The organism is Arthrobacter zhaoxinii, from assembly GCF_024385505.1.
Taxonomy (GTDB): domain Bacteria; phylum Actinomycetota; class Actinomycetes; order Actinomycetales; family Micrococcaceae; genus Arthrobacter_B; species Arthrobacter_B zhaoxinii.
In genome coordinates, this window is record NZ_JANFLT010000005.1 from 652006 (window position 1) to 672244 (window position 20239).

At 63.8% G+C, this 20239-nt stretch carries 16 protein-coding genes; 9 read left to right on the forward strand and 7 right to left on the reverse strand.

The window, feature by feature from the left end; genetic code table 11:
- Positions 1-173 precede the first annotated feature (173 nt).
- From NNX37_RS10515 to NNX37_RS16535, 7 genes are all read right to left on the reverse strand, one after another.
- Positions 174-1574, reverse strand: a complete 1401-nt coding sequence (locus tag NNX37_RS10515; RefSeq protein ID WP_255792564.1) for an alkaline phosphatase family protein — start codon at positions 1572-1574, stop codon at positions 174-176.
- Between the two features lie 9 nt (positions 1575-1583).
- Positions 1584-2732 carry a metabolite traffic protein EboE gene (gene eboE / locus NNX37_RS10520; RefSeq protein WP_255792565.1) on the reverse strand — a complete coding sequence of 383 codons (1149 nt, stop codon included), beginning with the start codon at positions 2730-2732 and terminating at the stop codon, positions 1584-1586.
- On the reverse strand, positions 2732-3610 hold the full coding sequence (locus NNX37_RS10525) for a TatD family hydrolase (protein WP_255792566.1): 879 nt from the start codon (positions 3608-3610) through the stop codon (positions 2732-2734). The genes eboE and NNX37_RS10525 overlap by 1 nt, the downstream gene beginning before the upstream one ends.
- A gap of 2 nt (positions 3611-3612) precedes the next feature.
- A complete protein-coding gene (locus NNX37_RS10530; RefSeq protein WP_255792567.1) occupies positions 3613-5118 on the reverse strand; it encodes an EboA domain-containing protein in 1506 nt (501 codons plus the stop codon).
- Positions 5115-5996, reverse strand: coding sequence for an SCO3242 family prenyltransferase (locus tag NNX37_RS10535; RefSeq protein WP_255792568.1), 882 nt, complete (start codon positions 5994-5996; stop codon positions 5115-5117). The genes NNX37_RS10530 and NNX37_RS10535 overlap by 4 nt, the downstream gene beginning before the upstream one ends.
- Positions 5993-7234, reverse strand: a complete 1242-nt coding sequence (locus NNX37_RS10540; protein WP_255792569.1) for an inositol-3-phosphate synthase — start codon at positions 7232-7234, stop codon at positions 5993-5995. Before NNX37_RS10540 ends, NNX37_RS10535 begins: the two co-directional genes overlap by 4 nt.
- Before the next feature lie 412 nt (positions 7235-7646).
- Positions 7647-7865: a hypothetical protein gene (locus NNX37_RS16535; protein WP_308206317.1), complete on the reverse strand. Its 219-nt coding sequence runs from the start codon at positions 7863-7865 to the stop codon at positions 7647-7649.
- Between NNX37_RS16535 and NNX37_RS10545 the strand changes: the two genes are divergently transcribed.
- The 9 genes from NNX37_RS10545 (at position 7839) to NNX37_RS10585 (ending at position 20235) form a co-directional block, all read left to right on the forward strand.
- Positions 7839-8750: an ROK family protein gene (locus NNX37_RS10545; RefSeq protein WP_308206316.1), complete on the forward strand. Its 912-nt coding sequence runs from the start codon at positions 7839-7841 to the stop codon at positions 8748-8750. The genes NNX37_RS16535 and NNX37_RS10545 overlap by 27 nt on opposite strands.
- Positions 8751-9191: 441 nt before the next feature.
- Positions 9192-10100, forward strand: coding sequence for a sugar phosphate isomerase/epimerase family protein (locus tag NNX37_RS10550; protein ID WP_255792571.1), 909 nt, complete (start codon positions 9192-9194; stop codon positions 10098-10100).
- 268 nt (positions 10101-10368) lie between these two features.
- Entirely contained in the window at positions 10369-11766 is a 1398-nt protein-coding gene (locus tag NNX37_RS10555; protein ID WP_255792573.1) for a DUF6421 family protein, read from the forward strand.
- A complete protein-coding gene (locus NNX37_RS10560) occupies positions 11763-12524 on the forward strand; it encodes an SDR family oxidoreductase (protein WP_255792575.1) in 762 nt (253 codons plus the stop codon). The genes NNX37_RS10555 and NNX37_RS10560 overlap by 4 nt, the downstream gene beginning before the upstream one ends.
- A gap of 34 nt (positions 12525-12558) precedes the next feature.
- Complete coding sequence (locus tag NNX37_RS10565; protein WP_255792577.1) at positions 12559-13638, forward strand: threonine aldolase family protein; 1080 nt, start codon at positions 12559-12561, stop codon at positions 13636-13638.
- A 303-nt stretch (positions 13639-13941) separates the two neighbouring features.
- Entirely contained in the window at positions 13942-14670 is a 729-nt protein-coding gene (grpE, locus tag NNX37_RS10570; protein ID WP_255792578.1) for a nucleotide exchange factor GrpE, read from the forward strand.
- Positions 14671-14728: 58 nt separating this feature from the next.
- Complete coding sequence (locus NNX37_RS10575; RefSeq protein ID WP_255792580.1) at positions 14729-16324, forward strand: Hsp70 family protein; 1596 nt, start codon at positions 14729-14731, stop codon at positions 16322-16324.
- Positions 16325-16336: 12 nt separating this feature from the next.
- A complete protein-coding gene (locus NNX37_RS10580) occupies positions 16337-19036 on the forward strand; it encodes a fibronectin type III domain-containing protein (protein ID WP_255792582.1) in 2700 nt (899 codons plus the stop codon).
- 2 nt (positions 19037-19038) lie between these two features.
- Entirely contained in the window at positions 19039-20235 is a 1197-nt protein-coding gene (locus NNX37_RS10585; RefSeq protein ID WP_255792583.1) for a TRAFAC clade GTPase domain-containing protein, read from the forward strand.
- Positions 20236-20239: the final 4 nt, after the last annotated feature.

Sequence of the window (20239 nt, forward strand, 5' to 3'; positions counted from 1 at the left end):
TCGATGAACGGTAACGGAGGCCCACCCCAAGCGCCAGTGGTTTGAAAAAACAAAGCCAGCTTTCAAAAACACTCTTTACACCCGCTCCCCCGACGAGCGCACAACAAAGCCGTTCCAAGCGTTCGGAGTGATTCGAAGGGTTTGTTGTTTGATAAATAAAAGTCAGCTGATGCTCATTCAGGAAGTCCCTGTGTCTGGAGGACGAGGGATTTTACCGCTGCAGCAGGGATAGGCTTCCCCCCGCGCATCAGCTCTTCGACAAAAGGCGGCAGCCGGTCCTCGGAAGAGATCACCACCGGAGTGCTGTTGCGGGAGCCGGGAAGCCTTCCGTGCGTCCCCCGGACGTGCGCCGGGTTCAAGGGCACGGTGCTCATGGCATAGCGCAGCCCGGCTTTTTTCCTGAGCAGGTTCAGGCCTGCCTTGGCCTTCGCGAGCTTGTCAGCCGGGTCGAAGAAGAGTTCGCCCGGGTCATATCCCGGCTTTCGATGGATATCCACGCCGCGTGCGTATTCGGGCGCACGGGCATCGTCCAGCCAGAAATAGTACGTGAACCAGGCGCCCGGCTCGGCAATGACGACGAGCTCTCCGGACCGCTCATGGTCCAGCCCGTACCTCGCCTGGGCATGACGGTCCAGGACTTCATCGATCCCCCGGGTCGCCCTGAGGATATCCGCCGTACGGGCAACGTCGCCTGCATCCTGAACGTAAACGTGCGCCACCTGGTGGTCCGCGACGGCAAAGGCGCGGGAGGCCCACGTATCCAGTTGCTCCTTCCCGTCCTGCACATAGACCTCCAGCAGGCCCTCCCTGCGCAGGACCCGGTTGATGTCCACGGGTAAGTGCGCGTCTTCGATCCCGTACTCGGCCACAGCGATGACCGCGTACCCGTGGAACCCGGCTTCATCCAGCAAGGGAGCAAGTGCTGCATCGAGCTCGGCAGCGGCGCGGGCGGCCTGGGGATGGGTGGGGCCAAAACGCTGCAGGTCATAATCGAGATGCGGAAGATACGCCATGAGGAGCTCAGGTGCCTGGCTTCGCATGACGTGCTTTGTGGACTCAATGATCCATTGCGTCGATTGAATACCGGCGCCCGGGCCCCAGTACTGGAACAGCGGAAATTCGCCGTTTCGGGACACTAATTCGTCATGCAGCGCCGGTGGACGGATATAGGCGTCCGGAGATTTCCTTCCGTCCGCGTGATAGATCGGGCGGGGAGTTATTGTTATGTCCGTTGTCATGCCCATGGCGTACCACCAGCAGATGTTGCCGGCGCGGTAATCCGGATCTTTGCGCCGGGCACTTTCCCAGATCTTTTCCCCGGCGACCAGCTTGTTGTGCTGGCGCCAAAAGAAGACGTCCCCCAATTCGCGGAAATACCAGCCGTTGCCGACAATCCCGTGTTCCGACGGCGCCAGGCCGGTGAGCATAGTGGACTGGACTGTGCAGGTGACGGCCGGAAGGACGGTAGCCAGTTCGGATGACCACCCCGCCGCAGCGAGTTTGGACAGACGGGGCATGTGCCGCAGTGACAGGGCAGTGAGTCCCACGACGTCGAGCAGCAGTACCGGTTTCAAGGGTTCTCCTTAGGTCTCCAGGGGTATGCATGGCTGTCGTGGCGCCGGAGCCAGGAGGCGGGACCGGGCCCAGGCGATTTCTCCTGCTATTCCTTCCACGAGATCGGCTTGTTTCCCGGGCAGGACACTCCAGGTGTAGGTTTCAATGTCCAGGTGCGCTTCCTTCCCGTACGGCAGGCTGCCGACTTCAGCCACAGTCATTTCCAGCACCTCAACCGTCGTCTCCAGCGGAAGGGCCGGCACCAGGTGCAGCGGCATGTGGAAATGGACTCTCCATGGGCCTCTGCCCGGCAGCTCGCTGAGCGCCTCCGGCAAGTCGTCTGCCTTCAGGACGGTCCCGTCGCGTCGCAGCTCCCGGACCTGGTGCAGGTAGCGCGGTTCCGCGAATGCCTCGAGCGCGGTGCGGGCGGCCGCATCTGCGGGCGCGGCCACGTGCAGTGCGGCGGAAGCTTGGACTTTAACGATGCGCAGGCCCGCTGCCCCCACGCTGCGGACAGCTGCAACCGGGTCGGCGAAGGACACCGCCAGGTGGCAGGTGTCTATGCACAGGCCGACGTAATCGGGATCGATGCCTCCCGGGATGCGCGCTTTCAGCCATTCCGCAACATCCGAGACAGTATCGAGCACGCATCCCGGTTCCGGTTCCACAGCTATGCGGACCGTCTTCCCCGTGCGCTCCTTCAGCGTTCGCAGACCTTCACACAGCTCAGCGAACGCCATAACGGCGGCGTCGTCGTCGTCGGCCGTCCAGGGATCACGCCACCCCAGAGGCAGCGTGGAGATTGACCCCGGGGTGCCGTCCGGCAGCAGGGCGGCAAGGACCTCCGCGCACTCCAGCGTGTACTGCAACCGCTCCCGCTGTGCCCACGTGGGCCTGTACACGTCTGTCTTCACTACCTCGTTGTGGAAGCCGCCGTAGGGAAATGCGTTCAAGGTATGGATCTGCAGGCCCTGCTCGGAGAGGACCTCCCGAAGCACAGCGATGTCCGCGGCGCTTCCCGCCAGACGGCCGGCGAGCCCTGCAGGCAGCCACAGCCCTACACCGAGAACGTCCAGTCCTGCCCTGCGGCGGACAGGGCCGGCATAGTTTCGGAGCTGCCGGATGACCCCGTCGAGATCCTCCGCCGGATGCACGTTGGTGCAGTAGGAAAGCTGCATCAGGCGCGGACACCCCGCAGCAGTGAGTTACCTTCGAACGTAGCCCCCGCTCCCCCGAGGTCAGCGCCGTCGAAACCGGGGATCGGTTCGAGGATCAGCTGTCCGCTCTGGCCGTAGAAGTCGACCGGATTCTGCCACAGGACCCGGTCGACGTCGTCCGCCGAGAACCCACCGGTGAGCATGGCTCTCGCCGTGCTCACCGTCTTGAGCGGGTCGGACTTGCCCCAGTCCGCCGCAGAGTTAACCAGCACCTTGTCGGTTCCATACTCGTGGAGGATCGCGACCAGGCGTTGCTCGTCCATCTTGGTGTCCGGGTAGATGGAGAACCCCATCCAGGCTCCGGCGTCCTTCACCATGCCTACGTTCGTCTCATTGAGGTGGTCCACCACAACCATCGAAGGAGGAAGCGCTGACTCACGAATGATGTCCAGTGTGCGGCGCGTGCCCTGGAGCTTCTCCCGGTGCGGGGTGTGCACCAGCGCGGGGAGGGAAAACTCGTGGGCCAGTTCCAGTTGGCGGATGAACGCCTTATCCTCGGCGGGGGTCATTGAGTCAAAGCCGATCTCTCCGACCGCCACGACGCCTTCCTTCGCCAGGTACCGGGGAATCTCGTCCAGGACGGGCACGCATCTGGGATCGTTTGCTTCCTTGGGGTTGAGGGCGATCGTGGCGTGGTGGCGGATTCCAAACTGGGAGGCCCGGAACCGCTCCCAGCCCAGCAGGGAATCAAAATAGTCGATGAACGATCCAACGCTGGTCCTGGGCTGTCCCAGCCAGAAGGCGGGCTCGACCAGTGCCCGCACCCCGTTGGCGTAGAGCGCGGCATAGTCATCGGTCGTGCGGCTGGTCATGTGGATATGCGGATCGAATATGCGCATGGCTAGGACTCCTTACGAGAGACGGTGGGACTGGCTGCACGGTTCAGCAGGAGAACGACGTCGTCGGGTACCGGACGTCCCGCAGCCTGCCGTTCGGCGGCGAAATCGGCGGCCATGCGCGCCAGTTCATCGTCCGCTCGATCGTCCAGATCGGTGACGGCGGCAAGGCTGACCCCCATGAAGACCAGTTTCAGGACAGCGTGGCGCCAGTTGTGCTGATCAAGGTAGGCAGCCGCGAAAGGGCCGACGGCGGCCGCCACGAGCCCGGTCTCGTTCGTCCGCAGCGCCTCAACCGTCAGCCGCAGGCCCGCTGCCAGGACCGGTGCCGGCAGGTCCGGATCCTCAGCTGCCAGTGATCCCAGTCCCCTAAGCACGCCACGTCGTTCCGAGGAGTCCCCCCGGTCATAAAGCGAAAGGACGGTCCCGGCCAGGTCTTCCGGGGGGAGAAACTGTTTCAGGCGCCGAATGAGCTCGCCGCGGGCATAATCGCTGCTGCTGCCATGGAGAACCCCCGTGGGATCGGTGTCAGGGTGCACCGGACTTCGGCCCACCCTGCGACCGGCTGCCACGAAGATTCCAGGCAGGGCCCCGGGATCTGCGGCGATCCTGCCCGTACTTTCCTGCAGCCACTGTTCCGCTGCCTGGCTGGCCTGCACATCCCGCCAGGCGGCCTGCAGCGCGGCCATGCTCCGGACCGCCAGGCCCGGGGCATCGAAGGAGTGGCGGGGCAGCTCCACCGCGGCCACGCCGCGGTAATCCAGTTCCGCCAGCGTTGCCAGAGCGAGCGGAACGTCGACCTCCCCCTCGCCGAACGGAAGGTGTTCGTGGGCAGCGGATCGCATGTCGTCGAGCTGGACGTTGGCCAGCAGCTCTCCGGCTTCCATCAGCGCACCGCGCACGCCTCCGGGCTCAACCACCACGCAGTGTCCGATGTCGACGGTCACCCTGAGTCCTCGCGGATTGCCGAGCCGTCGCCGAAGCTCGAGCGCATCGGCGACCGTCTCTACGAGCATCCCGGGTTCCGGCTCAATGGCGAGCAGGACCCCGTTTTCGGCGGCGTGTCCGAGGACCTCGGCGACCCGTGTTTCCAGCCGCTGCCAACCGGACTCGGGGCTGGTTCCCGGAGGCAGGATCCCCGAAAAGAAGGAGACGCATTCGGCGTCGAGCACCGCCGCGATGTCTACCGCGCGGCGCAGGAAATCGACACGGGCGGCGGCCTCTTCGTCAACGAGAGCGGGGCGGTGCTTCTCACGGCGGTTGAGCAGGAATCGCGTTCCCGTCTCTATGACCAGGCGAAGCTCCAGCTCGTCGAGACGGCTGCGCAGGCTGCTCAGCCGGGCGTCCAGGTCAGGGGCGAACGGGTCGAGGTGGGGATGGCCGAGGGTCAGGGCCACGGACCCGTAGCCGAGTTCGTGCAGCAGCTCCAGTACGTCGGACAGGGGATGGTCCGTGAAGCCGTTGGTACCGTACCCGATGCTGAAGGGAACCGGCGATGCCATGGTGGTCATGACTCGCTCACCATCCTGGCCTTGGGACGGGACCGGAGGATCTTGCCCAGGACATCCACTGCAACCAGTGCACCTGCAGCCGTCGGGTGTCCATACCGAACCGCGAGCGCTGCCTGGAGCGGAATCATCGCGCGGATGCCGGCCCGGGTCGCAGCCAAGGCGTTTGCTGCCGCCGGACTCCGCGCTGCCCTTATCTGGGCGGGCCCGCACCTTGCGGCATAGGCAGCAGTGGCAGCGAGAACGGCAAGCATCCTGGCCGGCGGCCCGGACGAGCCGGCCACCACTGCGGCGGCAACCAGTCCGGTGGTTGCGGCGACGCCGGAAGCGGTCACAGCGTCTGTTCCTTCGACTTCACCGCGGGAAAGGAGCGTCACGGCGACGGTATGGCCGCCCATGATGCCCGCCGCCCCGAGTGCCGGCCTCATCTGCCCTGCGCCTGCGCCCATCAGGACGTCGAGGGCCCGGCAGCTGCCCATCGAGACTGCTCCTATGAGCGCGTGGTTCTTCGCGATCAGGTCATATGTCCAGATGGACCCCGCGAGCGGGACCCCTACAGCGAGCGCGCTCCGTCCACCGGCCACGGCACACAACCCGAGTCCCGCGACGGTGAGGGCAGATGCCGCGGCCAGGGCACTTCCGGCGCTTACCCTCCCCGACGGAAGGGGACGCTGCGGGCGTTCGCGGGCATCGACGTCGCGGTCTGCGTAGTCGTTCAGGGCCATTCCCCCGGCATAGAGGCACGCGCTCGCCAGAGGCATCCACATCCGCCTGCCGCTGAGGGCGCGGCCGGCAGCAGCGCCGCCTGCCACGGTGTCGCCCAGGACGGTGAGGACGGCAGGAGCCCGGACCAGCTCGAGATAATCGCCGAACGGGGTCACGGCTGATTCCCGTCTGTAGTGGAAGTAAGCCGGGCAGAGGCAGCAAGCGCCCACTGCACCAGGTTGTTCGTCTGCTGCGCGAAGGAATGCTCACCGCTGCCCCATGGATCTTTGAAGAAGAAACCAAGGGCACCGACATGTCCGGTTTCTCCGACGGCGTCAGCGAGTGCCATAAGGCGGGCCAGGTCGAGCACCATCGGAGCTGCCAGCATGGAGTCATAGGCGCTCCAGGTTGTCTGGATCGTCAGCCGGGACCCCAGGAAGCCTTCGACGTGGATGTGGTCCCACGCCACTTTGGTCTCGCCCAGATCCGGTACGTTGTCAATGTGCAGCGGAGTCACTGCACCTCCGGCGAGCTCCCTCAATCCCCTGTTCTTGGACTGCAGCTTCCCGGAGACTGCCCTGCTGTCCGCAAGCGTGGCCCCGTCGCCGCCGCCAAGCAAATTCGTTCCAGCCCAGGAGAGCACCCGCAGCCCGCGTGCGGAGAGCGCCGGAGCCAGCACCGACCGCAGCCATGTCTGGCCCGTCTTGCCGTCCTGTCCCGCTGTCGGAACCCGGTCAGCCCCGGCAAGCTCATACAGCGCGGGAATGTTCAGGGCGGGCGACGGCGTGAAACATATATATGGTGAGCCCGACAGAACCGCCGCATAGGCCCCTACCGAGCTGGCGGGCAAGACTGACCGTGCCGGATCCTGCAGGGCCGCCTTCAGGAGGCCGACGTCGTGGAATTCGTCGAGCGGGTCCGGCGGTGCCTCTGTAGAGGCGACGTCCAAGACGATAACCCGCTGCAGGCCGTGGAACTCCCGGAACGCAAGGATATCGCCGGACAGACGAAGCGCAGCATCAGCCTGCGGCTCTGCAGTTCCGGCGGGGTCGTACCCGGGACGCACCCGGCTGTCCGCCTCAAGGAGCTGGGCGCGGACAGACTCAAAAACATCGCCGGGGAGCATACCGGCAGCAACAAGGTGCTCCGCCCGCTTGGCCATGGAAACACCGCTGATGTCGTGTCCACCGACCACAAGGTCCGCGTAGTCCGGGAGATGCACGCCCCGAAAAGCATCCTGTTCTGTGACACATCCCCGCGGTTTCACCAGTCCGGCTGCGATGGCGGCCAGGCCCATCGCCGCCGTCGTTGCCACCGACCCCCGTGCGCCGATGAGCCAGATGCCTGTCCTGCCGTAGAACCGGCCCTCCAGACCCGCACCCGTTCCATCCTCCGTCCCAGCTGGCATTCCCATGTCAAACTTCCTCCTCGAAGCCATTCCGCAGGTGACTGCAGGCCCGGCGCCATAAGAACCTGGCGGAGGGACGCGTGTTATCGGGGAACCTAACATAGGTAACGTCAGGGAACAACGTACTTATGAGGTATTCCGATATATCTGCGCTTCGCAGTACCGTCATTCTGTCGATGCGCCGTGGAGGCGGGGTGGAACTTTGATTTTCCCCTGTCCCTGAAGGCTGTTTTGCCTTCGCCAGCGGTCCCTAAGAAGGGCCGTGGTGTCGTTCCACGCGAAGGTCTTGAAGTCAGGGGTTCCGTCGCCTTTATGCTGTAATGAGTCGGTGAGTGACATAAGTAACGTAAGCGGTCTTGCATCGTCCGGAGCGAGCGAGCTCTTTCAAATCCTCCGCGACGGGAAACCACGGACCCGGTCAGAGCTCGCCGAGCAGATGGGGCTGGCGCGCTCCACCGTCACACTTCGGATCGAAGCCCTTATGGACCTGGGCCTCGTAGGGTTCGTTCAGGATGCCGTATCCACCGGTGGGCGGCCTTCGTCCCGGATTGCGCTCAAGGCGGGCAGCCGGGTTGTGCTCGGAGTGGACATTGGCGCTTCCCACCTCCAGGTGGCCGTCACGGACCTCACCGGGCATCTACTGTCCCAATCTGCACGCACATTGGAAATCACACGGGGTCCGGAGGCAGTCCTGGAGGCGGTCGTCGAACTCGGCACGGAACTGCTCAAGGGCACCGGCCGTTCCCTGGACGACCTCCTGGCTGTCGGCATCGGACTCCCCGGACCCGTGGAACACCGCACCGGCCGGCCCATCAATCCACCCATCATGCCCGGATGGAACAGCTATGACGTGCCTGGCTATCTGGAGGCGCAATTCCATGTACCGGTCCTGGTCGACAATGACGTCAACATCATGGCCCTGGGCGAGCGCAATATGGCCTGGCCCCAGGTCGACAACCTGCTTTTCGTCAAAGTTGCCACCGGAATCGGTTCAGGCATTGTCTCCAGCGGCATGCTGCAGCGCGGGGCGGACGGTGTCGCCGGAGACATCGGGCACATCCGCGTGCACGGCGGCAGCGGAGTCCCCTGCCACTGCGGAAATACTGACTGTCTGGAGGCAATAGCATCCGGCCCTGCCGTGGCGTCCAAGCTGCGGCAACTGGGATTGGAGGCCAGCGGCAGCGAAGACATCGTGGAACTCGTTCGTGCCGGAAGCACGGAGGCCATCCATGCCGTGCGGCAGGCCGGGCGCGACGTCGGCGAAGTGCTTTCGGCATGCATCAGCCTTATCAACCCATCTGTGATTGTCATCGGGGGATCCATGGCCCTCACGGGCGAACATTTCATCGCCGGCATCCGGGAAACGGTGTACTCGCGTACCATCCCGCTTGCCACCCAGCACCTTCGGATCGTGCACTCCAACTCCGGTGTCGACGCCGGTGTGCTGGGCGCCAGCATGCTGGCAATCCACCATGCCATGTCCCCTCAGCGCATCGACGCCATGGTCTCCCGGCTCTCGTAACGAGTAGCCACTGAGCTTACCCGGCGCCCTGTCGACGACTTTTGCTTGACAGACACCAAAACCCCGTCCTAGCCTCATGCGACGGACTCATTTCCAGTCACCCCCTTTGCTCCAACTCGTACCTGAAAGGGTAGGACCGATAGCAGGCATTGCTTTTCGAAGCTTGCCCTAACGGTACGCCCGGGCGTCTGGTAGTGGTTTCAGACAACAAAAGGACATCTTGGCCCAAGTGCTAGATACCGAGTTGTGGCGGACAGCTTGTCGGCGACGGCGGCCTTTCTTCATCAGCCCGGTGAATCACCCCAGTGACGCCCCAGCGCGTGTTCTCGCTATTGCCAACGAAGGCGGCGAAAGAATGCGTTTTACTGTCAGAAAGGCAAGAGTATGTGCTTTGGATTTGACGCATCAGGTGCACTAAATCGTTCTCTTGAAAAAAAGGGGGTGGACCGACGCAACTTCATCCGCGGAACGCTCGCCGCGGGCGTGGGGGTCGGCCTGGCCGGTGCCGGGGCAGCTCCCGCCGTCGCACACGGACCCGGACACCACGGCAAACCGGGCCACGGACACCGGCCGAAGCAGACGGTTCCCCCATGGCTCATCAGTATTCAGCTCTACACGCTGCGGTCGATCATTACCGAGGAGAATGTCGACGCGACGTTCCAACAACTTGCACGGTTCGGGTACAAGCGTGTCGAACTGGCCGGGTACTACGGGCGAACAGCCAGGGAAATGCGCAGAACCCTGAAGCGTACCGGAATTCAGGCCACTTCCAGCCACGAAGGGATAAGTGCGACGCCCGCGGATCTGCAGGCAAAGATCTCCAACGCACTGACGCTCGGTCAGACGTACATGGTTGTTCCATACCTTGCGTCGGACAGTGCAGATGACTGGTACCGGTGGGCAGACCAGATGAACGCGGAAGCGGCTGTCGTACGGAGGGCCGGGATTAAATACGGCTATCACAACCACGCGCACGAGTTCACTACGGATCTCGGGGGCGGGCTCACCCCCTGGGACATTTTCACAAGCCGCCTCGACCCGAGGCTGGTCCACCTGGAAGTCGATCTGTACTGGGCGGTCACCGGCGGTGTTGGCGTGGGAGCTTCCGACCCCGTCCAGTTCGCTATTGACACGATAAAAGAGGCACCCCAGAAGGTTCTGCAGTACCACGTGAAGGACCGCGATGCTACCGGCGATTTCGCTGATCTAGGTGCCGGAACCATCGACTTCTCACGCATTTTCGATGCGCACCAGCCGCAGGAGTACATTGTGGAAAACGACCAGCCGGACGTCACCCCGCTCCGGACTGCGGCGGTCGGCTACCGGTATCTTCGGAACGTGCGCTTCTAACGACGCGCGCTAACCACCGAGCGAGGGGGCTGTCCCGGACCAGGGGGCAGCCCTTCGTTCTGTTCCGGGCGCCACCGCGTGCTGCCCACGTGCGTCAGCCGATGCGGCAGGCAAAGCCCGGCTTATGGTCGTTACGACGAAGTCGGCGGGAGCATAAGAGTTGCTTATCAATAGGTGGGTTTTCAGTAAGCGTTAGTTTTTCGTGAGTATGCTGGCCGCAATTCCCATGAGCCCTTCGGAACGGCTCCCGCACCTGAAAGTTGCAGCCATGTCTCTTCACGCGTTCCCTCCGCCCTCCCGCACCTCCTTCCCTGCACCGGCACCGGGCAGCAATCCCGCGGATTCCGAGGCATGGCAGGCGCTGAAGCAGGCAGCCACCGATCTGCAGCCGCTGCAGAACAAGAACGGATCCGTGGATTCCGAGCATCACGCCGAGGCAGTAGAGCTGATCGGAACCATCACTGCCGCCGTTACGGCACTGGCTCCGGCTTTCGAGCACGACGCCGAGTATCTCCGCCTGGTAGTGCAGGACTTCGAGCGCTGGGTGGCCGGCGGCTTGGACAACGAACCTGATTTCCTCGATTCCCTGCTGGCCTTCTCTCCCCAGCGGGACCGCGTCAACGGGCTGGCGCACCTCGTGGTCTTCCCCATGTACACGCAGAACGGCTCCACCAACCGCTTCGTGGAGGCAGTGCTGATTGAGGTGATCTGGCCCGAGTTCGTCGCCGAGCTGGAGGCAGGCGAATATTCCAACGGCCTCTTCGTACCGATCCGTTTCCTGGACTTCACCCCCGGCTATGACACCAACTCCGCCGTGCTCTTCCCGGAAACCGTTGCAGTCCGCGCAACGCCCGCCTTCACCTGGGGTGCCATCTTCGCCGACCGCGAGGCAGCCCGTTTCCGGAAGGTCCTGGCCGCCGCCGCGGACACCACTTCCCTTCAGCTGCCGGCCGAAGCCGCGGAACTCCTGCATAACCAGAAGCTTGCCGAGGAAACCTTCATCATGTGGGACCTCATTCACGACCGCACCCACATGCGCGGCGACCTCCCCTTCGATCCGTTCATGATCAAGCAGCGCATGCCCTACTTCCTCTACTCGCTGGAAGAACTGCGCTGCGACCTCACCGCGTTCCGCGAGGCCGTGAAAATCCAGCGCGACGAGGACGCCCCGGAGGACACCCGGCGGCATGCACGCCTGGTGCAGTACGCAGTGATCTTCGACCGCATCTTCCGCTTCGCCATCACCGGCAGCCGGGTACGCAACTATGACGGGCTCGGCGGCCAGCTGCTCTTCGCCTGGATGCACCAGAACCATGTCCTGCACTGGACCGACGGGAAACTGAGCATCGACTGGGAGGAGACCGCCGACGTCGTCGTCCGCCTTGGTGCGGAAATCGAGGAACTCTACTGGCGCTCCATCGACCGGCCCAAGACGGCGCACTGGCTGGCCGCGTACGACCTGGTGGCAGGGACGCTGACGCCCAACCCTGCATCGGTTTGGGCCCAGGGGCCCAAGGCCCTGCCGTTGGACGGGCCGCCGCGCGGACTCACCGACCAGGTGCTCGACGACGAATTCCCGCTGTCCATGTTCTACGAAGCCCTGTCCAAGAAGATGGCCCCGGTGATCGAATCCACCGCCGGAATCACGGGAAGCACCGCCGAATGAGCACTGAGCCCGGCGCGCCCGCTGGTGCAGCCCCGCTGACGGGCCGGACCGTCCTGGTGGCCGGAGCGGGCAGCGCCTCCGGCACCGCCGTCTGCCGGGCACTGGAAGCGGCCGGCGCCAAAGTGGTGGCTGTCGGCCGCGACGCAGCACGCCTGGCAAACACGTTGGCCGACGACGCCGATCGGCGCACCTGCGATCTCGGCGACTCCGGGGAGGTGGCGGCCCTGGCGGCCGATCTGCAGGAAACCTACGGCGGCATCGACGGGCTGATCCACCTGGTGGGCGGCTGGCGGGCCGGTACGGATATCGGCTCCCAGAGCGAGCAGGACTGGGACTTCCTGGAAACGAACATCCTGCGTACGCTCCGCAACGTCAGCCGCAGCTTCTACGACCAGCTCGCGGCCTCCCCGGTCGGACGCCTGGCGATCGTTTCCTCCACGGCGGTGGATTCCCCCACCGCTGCCGGCGCCGGCTACGCAGCCGCCAAGGCCGCCGCGGAAGCCTGGGTCCGGGCCGTCGCCGCGGGGTTCCAGGGCAGCCAGTCGGGACGGAAGGAAAACCCCGCACCGCAGCACTCGGCCGCCGTCGTCTTCGTCGTCAAGGCCCTGGTGGACTCCGCGCAGCGCACCGCCGCCCCGGACCGCAGGTTCCCCGGCTACACCGACGTGGAGGACCTGGCCGACGCCGTCGTCCGGCTCTTCCAGCAGGATGCCGCAGAGGTCAACGGGCAGCGAATTCGCCTCGTACCGTCGAAGTGACCTGAACTACATCAAGGTAAGAGATACTAGGACCGTGACTGACATACTCCCCCTGCACGACACCGCAATTAAGGCTTTTGCTTCCGACAACTACTCCGGTGTCCATCCGGAAATCCTCGCGGCGCTCACCGCCGCGAACCAGGGCCACCAGGTGGCCTACGGCGAAGATGTGTACACCGCGAAGCTGCGCGAGGTCCTGACCGAGCAGTTCGGAAACCACATCCGCGCGTTCCCGGTCTTCAACGGCACCGGCGCCAACGTCACCGCCCTGCAGTCCCTGCTGCCCCGCTGGGGTGCGGTCATCTGCCCGACGACGGCGCACATCAACGTGGACGAGAACGGCGCCCCGGAGCGCATCGGCGGCATGAAGCTGCTGGGCATCCCCACCGACGACGGCAAGCTCACCCCCGAGCTGATCGACCGCGAGGCGTGGGGCTGGGGCGACGAGCACCGCGCCCAGCCGCTGGCCGTGTCCATCACCCAGTCCACCGAGCTCGGCACGCTGTACACGGTGGAGGAAATCGCCGCGATCGCGGACCACATCCACGCCCGCGGGATGAAGCTGCACATGGACGGTGCCCGGCTGGGCAACGCCGCCGCCGCCCTCGGAGTGTCCTTCAAGGAGATGACCGCCGATGCCGGCGTGGACATCCTTTCCCTGGGCGGCACCAAGAACGGAATGATGTACGGCGAATGCATCATCACCTTTGACCCCGAGGCCTCCCCCGGCCTGGACTACCTGCGCAAGATGAACATGCAGCTGGCCTCCAAGATGCGCTTCATCTCCGCCCAGTTCGTCACCCTGTACGGCACTGATCTGTGGCACCGCTCTGCCTCGCACGCCAATGCCATGGCCAGCCGGCTGCGCGCCGCCGTCGAGCAGATCGACGGCGTGGAAATCACCCAGCCCAGCCAGGTCAACGCCGTCTTCGCCAAGCTGCCCGCCGGCGTTGCCGACCGGCTGCGCGGCGACTTCCGTTTCTATGACTGGGACCAGTCAACCGGCGAGGTCCGCTGGATGTGCACCTTCGATACGTCCGAGGATGATGTCGATGCCTTTGCTGCGGCAATCGCCCGTGAAGTTGCTGCCGATCCGGCACCGCTGAACGCCTAGAGCAGCATGAACAAACCGCATAGAGCGCGGTCCCGGGTATATCCGGGACCGCGCTTTTTGTTTTTTATACAAATGCCCGGCATCAGGACCCGGGCATCTGCCGCATTCCGGCAAGGTGACGATTATGCAACGATAAGTCCCGAAGTAATACCCTGACCGAATGTTGTGCCAAAAGGCTATAGGCTCGCTATCGCACGGTCCGCGCCATTCCTTCATGGCTTAAACCGCCGTGAATAGTAATTGCAAAGTCCCGCGGTGCTGTCTCGTTTTATTGATATAGCCGCGATTTTTCGAGGAGCAGCTTTGACCAACGACCTTTCCCCCGGCCGCGAAACCGGTTCATCAGTTGATGCGGACGATGCGGCAGACACGGGCACCGTGCAAGACCTTGATGCGGTGGCAGGCTCCGCGGAGGATTCCGCGGCTGAACCGCCTGAGGAAATCCAGGCTGATGCTCCTGAAACCCTTGAGACGGCAGGCGGAACCCTGGAGGCAGCCGGCGGAACGCCCATCCCCGATGACAGCACCGCCCTGCTTGGCCGCATCAATGCTGCACTCGAGTCCTTCCACTCGCGGGCAGAGCACTACGAAGAAACCAACAGGCTCCTTCATACCCGTATCGAAAGCCTGCAGAGCGATCAGGTCCGTGTGCTCCTCAAGCCTGTTTTTGAGCGGCTTGCCACGATGCAGGCACAAGCGGTCGACGCCGCTGCGGACGCCCGGGGCCGCGATTCCTCCAGCGCCGGGGATTTTGAGTTCTTTGCGATCTCCATTGACGAACTACTGGCTCTTTACGACGTGGAACCCGTGGGGGCGGCACCCGGAATCACCTTCGACTCCAAACTTCACCACGGCGCCCGGATTGTTCCCACGGCGGACCTGGAACTCGATGGACGGATTCAGCGGGTCCAGCGCCAGGGGTACAGATATGCCGGGGCTGATCGGGTAATGCTCCCTGCCCGCGTCAGTGTCTACCGCTACACAGCACCGGCTCCGGAGACAGCCCTCGATTCCGACCGATCCACCAGCTAACTTCCGGGACATCCCCGCAGCCACCAGAACATCACGGAGCAAAGGACTTTCGATTTACATGAATGACAGCGTTTACGGCATCGATCTTGGTACCACATACTCGGCCATCGCCCGGATCAGTTCCCTCGGGGCTGCGGAAATCATCCCCAATTTCGAGGGCGAGCAGACCACTCCCTCGGTCGTTTACTTCGAAAGTCCTTCAGCAGCCATTGTCGGTTCGGAGGCGAAACGCGTCGCCATAACCGATCCGGATAATGCAAGCCTACTGATTAAACGGCATATGGGGACGGAATACCCGCAGCATTTTCAGGGGGAAACATACTCACCTGAGGCCATTTCGGCGCTGATCCTGAAGGAACTGGTCAGCGCCGCGAATCAGGAGTCGGGCGGGGAAGCAACCAAGGTTGTCATCACGGTCCCGGCGTATTTCGGCGTCCAGGAACGCGAGGCTACGCGGCAGGCCGGCACCATAGCCGGGCTCGAGGTCATCGGCATCGTCACAGAGCCCGTGGCCGCAGCGCTGTCCCTGGGAATCAGCGGCGGCAAAGCGGAAACCATCATGGTCTACGACCTGGGCGGCGGAACGTTCGATACTACCGTGATGCGGGTCGACTCCGGGCGGGTTGAAGTAGTAGCCGTTGACGGCAACCGGAAGCTGGGCGGCGCTGACTGGGATTCCGCACTAGTGGACCTGATTGTCGAAAAGTTCGTGGCGCAGGCCGATCTGGGCGACGATGACCCCCGTTACGACGAAGAGTTCATGCTGGACCTGCGTCTTGGTGCAGAAGAGACCAAAAAGTCCCTGACGAAACGGGAAAGCGCTACTATCCGCTGCTCCTACGAGGGCAAGAAGGCCAACATCGAGGTGACCCGGGCCGAGTTCGAGGCCGCTACAGAGCACCTGGTGAACCAGACCATTGAAATCTCCTCGCGCACCCTTGACGCAGCGTCGGAAAAGGAAGCGGGCCTGTCCATTGACCGGGTTCTGCTGGTGGGCGGCTCCTCGCGCATGCCCATGATCTCCGCCGCTCTCACGGACCGCCTGGGCTGGGATCCCCAGCCGACCGACTTCGATCTGGCTGTCGCCAAGGGAGCGGCGATCTACGGCCAGTCAGCCGTCGACGAGGTCCTCCTGTCCGAGGGAGAAGACGCCATGCGCGGCGACGCCGCAGATGCCGCACCCCGCCCGTTCCTCGGCGGTGCCACGTCCCTGACCATCGAGAACGTGCTGGCACGCGGAGTGGGCGTTGAGTTCTCGCGTGACGAAAACGACGAGATCGGGTACATCTCGTTCTTTGCCAGCGCCAATGACTCCATCCCCAAGACCCCTGAACCCATCGGGGCCCGCACGTTGGTCAACGGCCAGCGCTCGGTCAAAATCTCCATCTACGAGCAGGGCGGGGAGCGCGAATCGGAGGTCCCCGCGGACAATCGGGAGCTGAAAACAGCATCTCTGCCGCTTCCGGCAGGGCTGCCCAAGGGGTCCCCCATCGACATCACGGTCACCATTACCGGCGAAGGGATCGTGAAGATGATCGTGACCGACGACGTCAGCAAGGAGCAGATCGAGCTCGAGGCCATGGTCTCGGTACTCACCCAGGAACAGGTCGATGAGGAGACTGCCAAAGTCACCGCATTGGCTCTTCGCTCTTAGGCCACCGACGCAATGGCAGGTTTCGACGCAAAAAAATACCGCGACACGGTCCTGAAGCCTACGTCCAAGGGGGAAGGTTACGAACAGCTCCGGGAAGTCCTTGCCGAGCTGCGCCAGGATCCGGACAGTACGTCCTATGCCCGGCTGGATCTGAATGTCCTCTACGACATACCAAGTCCGGTCAAGGCGGAAGAGCTCAAGGGATGGAAGGCACAGATTGTCCCTGCCCTTAATAAGGCCGGCCAGCTGCCATCGGCACCGCTTCTCAAAGCCCTGCTGGAGCTGTTGGAAAAGCAGGGACATGTCCTGACCGATCCGTCGTTCTGGGGCCGGCTCCAGGAACAGCGGCAGAAGCGGGTCCGCACGGACCTGGAGGAAGGTCTCCGCAAGCTCCGGGCCGAGTATCCCCTCGGTTTTGTTGAGAGCGGCGAACTGCTGTCCCGGCTCCAGACCGTTGGAGTCGCGGGGGTGACGGACAAGAGCATCTTTCATATTGCAGGCGAACAGGGACTGCAGGTCTTCACGAAACTGCAGCTTGACGCCACGGGGGTTCCGGAAAAGCTCAAGAGCGTCTGGCGTGCCGCTGCCCGGAACCCCGAGTACCGGTCCGTTCTCGACCTGCTGCTCCTGCACCGAAGCGGCGATATCAAGGATGTGCGTTTTCTCGACGAGCTGACCGCGGGCGGGAAGCCGTTCACAGTTGCCGACATTGACGCCGCCCGGCGCCAAAGTGAACGCGGGCAGGACACGGATGCACTGCAGGACGCCCAGAAATTCCTGGGAGCGGCCAAAGACATCGCCGTGTCACAGACGGACCTGCAGCAGCTCGTGCTCGGCACGGTCATGGACTGGGTCGGCGCACAACTGGGCCGGGGAAAGCCGAAACTCGAGGTCCGTGACGACCTGGTCCGCAGGGGATTCCACGTTGACGACACCTCGCGCCTGGTCAGTACCCTCAGCAGCGGGACGGGCGCGGCCCGCACCGGCCTGGGAACAGTACGGGACAAACTCAGCGAAGGACTGCTGGCGGAGGCGAGCGCTGCACTGACGTCCATCGTTCCCGCCGAGGACGAGGAAAACGAGTACGGCATCCTCACGGCACGGATTGCAGAGCTCACCGATAAGAAAAAGGCACTGCTCCAGCGTTACCACCAGGCCATGGAAGCGGGCGATTTCCCCGCCGCTTTGACGGCCGTCACGGACGCCATGCGAATCGACCAGGCGGATGATCGCCTGGCCTCCCTGCAGGACGCCGTCCCTCCGGCAGCACCGTCATCCTTGACGCTGCGGGTGGAAAGTGCCGGCGTTATGCTGCGCTGGCCGCAGGCCGATTCGCTGGTGTATACGGTGGTCCGCGACGAGGGCCGCGCCCCCGCCACCCCGCAGGACGGCAAAATCCTGGCGGCAGGAATCCGTGCCGGCAGCTACCGCGACGCTGCAGCGCCGGCAGGCCGGAGCGTCAGTTACGCGGTGTTTGCCAGCCGGGACGGCACGGTCTTTTCCGGTCCGCGAACCGACACCATTGCGGTACTTCCTGCGCCCTCGGACCTGGCTGCGTCGTCGGCTCCCACCAGTGCCCTGATCACCTGGTCCCGCCCCTCCCACGCTGCGGGGGTAGTAGTCACCCGGTTGGGCCCCGATGGGAACAGCATTGAAACGGAGGTGTCGACCGGCTCAACGTTCCGCGCCACGGGACTCAAGACAGGGGCCAGCTACCGCTTCTCGGTCAAGGCCTACTACCTGCTCCCGGACGGGCGGAAGTTCTCCGAGGCCGTGTCGATCGTCGTCGTCCCCCGGGGCGAAGCCTCTGCCGTCACCGATCTGCTCCTGACCAGTCCGGACTCCGACGGCGTCGTCCGGGCGACGTGGAGCGGCCCCGATGGGTTCGACGTCGAGCTGTGGAGGTTTCCGCCACTGAGCGAAGTACCGGAACACCGCATGTCCCTGCAGCAGGCAAAAGCCAGCGGCGGGCAGGCCATCCAGCCCCTCCCGGGCGGTGGAAAGTCCGGCACCCAGACCCGCGTGCTGTTCAGGGCATTCCCCGGAATCAACACGGTTGTCCCCCTGACCGTGGACGATGAAGGTTTCCTGGTCGGCAACCGGGTCCTCTCGGGTTCGGCCCCGCAGCCAACCGCTGTGGTTGCGGAAGCCTTTGGCGATGATCTCCGGGTTTCCTGGGAGTGGCCGCAGGGTGACTACATCATGGAAGTTGCCTGGAAGCTCGACGGAGTTCCCCGGACGCGTCGGGTCACGAGGGCAAGATACCGGGCGGACGGCGGTGTGAAAATCGTCAACGGAGCCGCAGCTGACGGCCTCACCATCGCAACCGTCATTACCGTCGACGACGAACGGCTCACCTCGACACCCCTTCCGGTGCCGCTGCAGGCCCGTTCCCGGCTGACGATCCACTATGAAGTGCGGATCAAGCGGAGTTTCACCGGAAACGTGACATGCGTTGTCTCAGCCGAGTCCAGCGCCGCCGGTTCCACGGTTGACACGGATCTGATCCTCAAAGAAGGAAAGATCATGCCGACAAGCAGTACCGACGGCAAGCTGATTGAACACCTCGCCCTTGACTTCACCACGGGGACCAGTTCCCGGCACGAAATTCCCCTCGGCAAGGTCAAGTCGCCCTTCTGGCTGTCTCTGTTCACACAGGGCAACGGCGAAACCAATCTCATTGCCCCGCCGACCTCCCAATTGAAAGGCTGACAGTGCTTTCCTCGCTGCTTCCCTCCAAGGCAACCGCCTGTCCTTACTGCTACGCCGAACTCAACGTGAACAAGGTTGCTTTCCGCTGCAGCGGCCGCGGCGCCCCCGGCCGGACTCCCTGCAAACCGGTCCCCGATCCCAAACGCGGGGAGGCCTTCTCCGACGGCACCCCCGTCCTGCCGGCGATTTCGGAACCGGGACAGCAAAGGGATCTCCTGGGGAAATCCACAGCTTCCTGCGGCAACTGCGGCGGTGAAAGCGGAATCCGGATGTGTCCGTCCTGCCACAGCATCCTGCCGCGGGGACTCGACAATAATTCACCGCTGTTCGGCCTTATCGGAGTCCGCAACTCGGGTAAGACCGTCCTGTTGTCCGTCCTTCACCGCGAGCTCGTCCAGAGCGTTGCCCGCCGGTTCGACGCGGCTATCGATACACCGGGCGGCTCCACGGGCCTGGCCCGGGACCTGGCCCAGTATGAAAAGGACATGGCCCGCGAAGGCGGCTCGCTCCCCCGGCAGACGCCCGCAAGCGGCACCGTGAAAAAAACGCCCGCTGTTTACGAATGGAAATACGCCCGCAAGGGCAAAACGGCGTCCACCATCTTTTCCTTTTACGACACCGCCGGCGAAGACGTTTCCCGCCAGGAAACAGCCATGATGCAGCAATACCTGGGCCAGGCGTCCGGAGTCATTCTTCTTCTGGACCCCTTCGCCTTCCCGGAAAACCATGAGCGGGCCGAGCAGCTGGGCGCTGCAGCCAGTGACTCGGACACGCCTGAATCAGCTCTCGACGGCATTACCTTTGTCCTGCAGAGCGCTCACAACGTCAAGAGGAACAAAAAGATCAAGGTCCCCCTCGCGGTGGTCGTTTCCAAGATCGACGCTTTCTTCGACCAGATTCCTGCCTCCCACCCGCTGCGCCAGCCGTCCTCAGGCAGCGGTTCCTTCGACGACGACGAATCCCGGACAATTCACGACCACGTCATGGCGTTGGTGGCGAACTGGGGCGGGGACGGCCTGCTTCGAAAACTTGATCTCGAGTATGACAACTTCCGTCTGTTCGGTGTTTCAGCGCTTGGAGCGGAACCCGATTACCGTTCCGGTTCCGTCAGTTCCCGCGGTGTGCTGCCGCACCGCGTTGCCGACCCTTTGTTGTGGCTGATGGCCGACCGCGGTTTCATCCCGAAGAGCGACGGATAGGGGT

Bases quoted from the DNA above. Each gene is read 5' to 3' on its own strand.
- eboE (WP_255792565.1), bottom strand. From the start codon at position 2,732: ATGCAGCTTTCCTACTGCACCAACGTGCATCCGGCGGAGGATCTCGAC.
- NNX37_RS10575 (WP_255792580.1), top strand. From the start codon at position 14,729: ATGAATGACAGCGTTTACGGCATCGATCTTGGTACCACATACTCGGCC.
- NNX37_RS10580 (WP_255792582.1), top strand. From the start codon at position 16,337: ATGGCAGGTTTCGACGCAAAAAAATACCGCGACACGGTCCTGAAGCCT.
- NNX37_RS10560 (WP_255792575.1), top strand. From the start codon at position 11,763: ATGAGCACTGAGCCCGGCGCGCCCGCTGGTGCAGCCCCGCTGACGGGC.
- NNX37_RS10540 (WP_255792569.1), bottom strand. From the start codon at position 7,234: ATGGGAATGCCAGCTGGGACGGAGGATGGAACGGGTGCGGGTCTGGAG.
- NNX37_RS16535 (WP_308206317.1), bottom strand. From the start codon at position 7,865: ATGCCCGGTGAGGTCCGTGACGGCCACCTGGAGGTGGGAAGCGCCAAT.
- NNX37_RS10525 (WP_255792566.1), bottom strand. From the start codon at position 3,610: ATGCGCATATTCGATCCGCATATCCACATGACCAGCCGCACGACCGAT.
- NNX37_RS10530 (WP_255792567.1), bottom strand. From the start codon at position 5,118: ATGACCACCATGGCATCGCCGGTTCCCTTCAGCATCGGGTACGGTACC.
- NNX37_RS10555 (WP_255792573.1), top strand. From the start codon at position 10,369: ATGTCTCTTCACGCGTTCCCTCCGCCCTCCCGCACCTCCTTCCCTGCA.